General features: G+C 74.6%; 4 protein-coding genes. 3 read left to right on the plus strand and 1 reads right to left on the minus strand.

The window, feature by feature from the left end; genetic code table 11:
• Nucleotides 1–95 precede the first annotated feature (95 nt).
• On the minus strand, nucleotides 96–623 hold the full coding sequence (locus tag AB8Z75_RS33150; RefSeq protein ID WP_369208561.1) for a phosphatase PAP2 family protein: 528 nt from the start codon (nucleotides 621–623) through the stop codon (nucleotides 96–98).
• Between the two features lie 133 nt (nucleotides 624–756).
• Between AB8Z75_RS33150 and AB8Z75_RS33155 the strand changes: the two genes are divergently transcribed.
• From AB8Z75_RS33155 to AB8Z75_RS33165, 3 genes are all read left to right on the plus strand, one after another.
• Nucleotides 757–2,217 (plus strand): FAD-binding protein, encoded by a 1,461-nt coding sequence (locus AB8Z75_RS33155; protein ID WP_369208563.1) that lies wholly within the window; start codon nucleotides 757–759, stop codon nucleotides 2,215–2,217.
• A 67-nt stretch (nucleotides 2,218–2,284) separates the two neighbouring features.
• The gene (locus AB8Z75_RS33160; protein WP_369208565.1) at nucleotides 2,285–3,058 is read left to right on the plus strand and encodes a decaprenylphospho-beta-D-erythro-pentofuranosid-2-ulose 2-reductase; all 774 of its coding nucleotides are present in this window, start codon (nucleotides 2,285–2,287) and stop codon (nucleotides 3,056–3,058) included.
• Nucleotides 3,059–3,312: 254 nt separating this feature from the next.
• Nucleotides 3,313–3,724: glycosyltransferase family 2 protein (locus AB8Z75_RS33165; RefSeq protein WP_369208567.1), on the plus strand; the 412-nt coding region annotated here is incomplete at its 3' end.

The raw sequence follows: 3,724 nt of genomic DNA on the forward strand, positions 1-3,724 counted from the left end.
GTCCGGCGGYGGCGGGCGGCTGGAGGCTCGCTGTGCCGGGGGGTTCGCTCCCCGGTGCCTGTTCCCCTTCGCGGGTGCCGGTCAGGGTGAAGCGTTCAGCCATGGCGGGGCTCCCGTCGGGTGCCCAGCCGTGCGGTTGCCGCGCCGAGGGCCGCACCGGCGAGCACGTCGGAGGGGTAGTGGACGCCGGCGACCAGCCGTGAGACGCACATCAGCGCGGCCAGTGCGCCGAAGGCGGTCCGGTGGCGCAGGCCGCCGAGGGCGAGGGCTGCCGCGCCGGCGGAGGCGGCGTGCGAACTGGGGAAGGAGTGGCGTCCCGCTGTCCGTACGAGCGGGGCGCGGCCCGCCAGGAGGGGCCGCGGGCGGCGCACGACCCGCTTGAGCCCCATGCTGGCCAGGTGGGCGGTGGCCACGAGCCCCGTGCCCCTGAGCCAGCGCTCCCGCTGCGTACGGTCGGCGGCGGCGTTGGCGAGTCCGGCGAGGAGCCAGACGGCGGCGTGTTCTCCGCACCAGGACAGGGTCCGCGCGGCACCTGCCACTCTGGTGTCGGCTGCGCAGTCGCCCAGGGCGCACAGCAGCCGCTGTTCCCATCGGCTCCATCGTCGTGCCGTCGTCGCTGCCACGTTCTGTACTCTCGCGCGCGGGGCGCCACCGTCCGGTGACCATACGATCCGACACTCCGCCTTTCACTCTTTCAGCGACAGTGACGGCGCAGCCTCCCGTTCCGGGCTTTTCCGGGCGCTTACGGTCGCGTGCATGTCCGCTCAGCACTTCCGGCCCCCTCAGCGCGAGGCGCCGCTCGCGCCCCCCGGCGACGGCGGCGAGGTCCGCGCCACCCAGCGCACGGTCGACCGCTCCGGCGGCCGGCTGCTGACGGGCTGGGGCCGGACCGCGCCCACCGGTGCGCGCGTGCTGCGGCCCCGCACCCGGGAGGAGGCCGCGGCGGCGGTACGCGCGTGCGGGGCGCGCGGCAGCATCGCGCGGGGTCTGGGGCGGGCGTACGGGGACGCCGCGCAGAACGCGGGCGGCACGGTGGTGGACACCACGGGGCTCGACCGGGTGCTGGCGATCGACGCGGTGGAGGGGACGGTGACCTGCGAGGCGGGGGTCAGTCTGCACCGGCTGATGACGGTGCTGCTGCCGCTGGGCTGGTTCGTGCCGGTGACGCCGGGGACCCGGTACGTGACGGTCGGCGGGGCGATCGGCGCGGACATCCACGGCAAGAACCATCACGTCTCGGGCTCCTTCACCCGCCACGTACGGGAACTGGAACTGCTGACGGCGGACGGCGAGGTGCGGACGGTGCCGCGGGGCAGCGAGCTGTTCGACGCGACAGCGGGCGGCATGGGGCTGACGGGGCTGGTGCTGAGCGCGACGGTGGACCTGCTGCCGGTGGAGACCTCGCTGATGAGCGTCGACACCGAACGTCTGCCCGATCTGGACGCGCTGCTGGCCACGCTGACGGCGACCGACGACCGCTACCGCTACTCGGTGGCGTGGATCGACCTGCTGGCGCGCGGCACGGCGGCCGGGCGCGCCGTCCTCACCCGTGGGGACCACGCGCCGCGGGCGGCACTGGAGGGCAGGGGGCGGGCGGCGCGCGCGGCCCGGCGGGAGCCGCTGGCCTTCCGTCCCGGGCAGCTGCCGCCCGCGCCGCGCGCCGTGCCCAACGGGCTGCTGCGCGGCGCCACGGTCGGCGCGTTCAACCGGTTCTGGTATCACAAGGCGCCCCGGCGCCGGACGGGTGAACTCCAGCGGCTCGCCGCGTTCTTCCATCCGCTGGACGGGCTGCCGCACTGGAACCGGGTGTACGGCAGCGCGGGGTTCGTGCAGTGGCAGTGCGTGGTGCCCCACGAGGCCGACGACGCGCTGCGCCGCGTCGTGCGGCTGCTCTCCCGCCGTTCGTGTCCCTCGTTCCTCGCCGTGCTCAAACGGTTCGGAGCGGGGGACCCGGGCTGGCTGTCCTTCCCCACCGAGGGGTGGACGCTGGCGCTGGACATCCCGGCCGCGCTGCCGGGGCTCGGTGACTTCCTCGACCTGCTGGACGAGGAGATCGCCGTCGCGGGCGGCCGGCTCTACCTGGCCAAGGACGCGCGGATGCGGCCCGAGCTGCTGCGGACGATGTATCCGCGGCTGGACGACTTCCGCGCACTGCGTGCCGAGCTGGATCCGCGAGGGGTCTTCACCTCGGACCTCGCGCGGCGGCTGGCGCTGTGACCGCCCGCCTAGGGAGCTTCGTCCGCCCTCACCTTTCCCTTTCGCCGTACCTCTCGAGGAGCAGCTCATGAAGGACGCCTTCGGTTCCCCGCAGTCCGTGCTCGTGCTCGGCGGCACGTCCGAGATCGCGCTCGCCACCGTGCGCCGCTTCCTGGCCAGGCGCACCCGCACGGTGTGGCTCGCCGGGCGTCCAGGACCGCGGCTGGACGCCGCGGCGGCCGGGCTGCGCGACGAGGCGGCGGCCCACGGGGCCCAGGTGGGGGTCCGTACGGTTCCGTTCGACGCGCTGGCGCCCGAGACGCACGAGGAGGTGCTGGAGAAGGTCTTCGCGGAGGGCGACATCGACCTGGTGCTGGTGGCGTTCGGTGTGCTGGGCGACCAGACGGCCGACGAGCACGATCCGATGGCCGCCGTGCACGTCACCCGGACGAACTACACCGGCGCGGTCTCCGCCGGGCTGGTGTGCGCGAACGCGCTGCGAGCCCAGGGGCACGGCTCGCTGGTGGTGCTCTCCTCCGTGGCGGGTGAGCGGGCGCGCCGCGCCAACTTCATCTACGGCTCCAGCAAGGCGGGGCTGGACGCCTTCACGCAGGGCCTGGGGGACGCGCTGCACGGCTCGGGGGTGCACGTGCTGGTGGTACGGCCGGGGTTCGTGCACACCCGGATGACGGAGGGGAGGCCGCCGGCGCCGCTGGCCACCACGCCCGACGCCGTGGCGGACGCCATCGCGCACGGGGTGCGGCGCCGGGCGCGCACGGTGTGGGTGCCGGCCGCGCTGGGGCCGGTGATGAGCGTGCTGCGCCATCTGCCCAGGCCGCTGTTCCGGCGGCTGCCGGGGTGAGCTGAGGGCTGCCGGGGCGAGGGGTGCGAGAGGGGCAGCGGGAACGGGACGACCGATGGGGCCCCGGCGGGGTGTGCGGTGGGCGTCTCCGGGATGTGACGCGCGGCGCCGTGTGGGATAAATCGGACTATTAGCCTGTCCGTCCGACACAGCCGGCCGCAACAGCTGTCAGTGCCGTCGCGGCCATCCAGCCGTCGCGGCCACCCAGCCGTCACAGCCATCCCAGCCGTCACGTCGATCCCGGGGAACCAGCCGTGCCTCGATTCAGTGTGATCGTCCCCGTCCACCAGGTGCAGGCCTATCTGCACGAGTGCCTCGACTCCGTACTCGGCCAGTGCTGCGGCGACTTCGAGCTGATCGCCGTCGACGACCACTCCCCCGACGCCTGCGGGGAGATCCTCGACGCCTACGCCGCCGCGGACCCGCGCGTGCGCGTCATCCATCTGGCGCAGAACGGCGGGCTCGGCCCCGCGCGCAACAGCGGCACCGCGCGGGCCCGCGGCGACTACGTGCTCTACCTCGACAGCGACGACACGATGGCACCCGGCACGCTGCGGGCCCTCGCGGAGCGGCTGTCGGCCACCGGCGACCCGGACGTTCTGGTGTTCGACCACGCCCCCGTGTACTGGGACGGCAGGCCGACCCGCGCCGCCCACCCCGAGCTCC

This window comes from Streptomyces sp. PU-14G (assembly GCF_041028275.1).
In the GTDB taxonomy this organism is placed as follows: Bacteria; Actinomycetota; Actinomycetes; order Streptomycetales; family Streptomycetaceae; genus Streptomyces.